Source organism: Bartonella sp. AP88HLJMH (assembly GCF_042195605.1).
Lineage (GTDB): Bacteria > Pseudomonadota > Alphaproteobacteria > Rhizobiales > Rhizobiaceae > Bartonella.
In genome coordinates, this window is sequence record NZ_JBHIOR010000121.1 from 1 (window position 1) to 627 (window position 627).

The 627-nt window shown below is 39.7% G+C and carries 1 protein-coding gene; it reads right to left on the reverse strand.

Translation table 11 applies throughout. The features are described 5' to 3' along the window. Positions 1-627, reverse strand: a 627-nt coding sequence (locus tag ACFIMA_RS09920) for an autotransporter outer membrane beta-barrel domain-containing protein (protein WP_375693472.1), incomplete at both ends; no start/stop codon positions are given.

The following is a 627-nucleotide window of genomic DNA, read 5'->3' on the forward strand; positions in this document are numbered from 1 at the left end:
ATCAATATCACGCGCCTGATTAAACTGAAGATGCTGATAAACAACCTGAATCTGCGGATCAAAAACAACACCTTTATACCCTGTTGCAAACGTTCTACCACTCGTTAAAGAACCGCTAAATTGTTTACCCTTTAACGCCACAACCTTGCCCCGTGCAAGGGTCAAAACATCACCCTTAAAAAGACCATACGATACTACCCCATCCATATAAAAACCGGTATCATGCTGCAAATTTCCATAAGCAGCAACAGACCATTTATTAAATGCGCTTTTTTTGCTTTGTTCAACATCCTGAGGGTGTAGAGAAAGATTTCCATAGTTCCCCAAAACTCCAAAGAATGTACGACCATATAAACTCTCAATCTCGTTTAACAAAACACCTGCTTGAAATGCATTATAATCGAGCTCAGCACCATAACCATATTCAAAAGCAGATAAATTGGAAGCATAGTGATGGCTCCCCCCATAAGCACGCAGAAAAAAGGCTGTCTTTTTATCATCTTTCCCAAAGGAATGAAAAGCATTCCGCATTGTCTCTAACGTTTTATTTTGCGTGGTCATATCCACTAAACCAGCATGAAATAAGGCATTTGGCAAAAGAAGATAAGTTGGAACCTGTGGAACAAC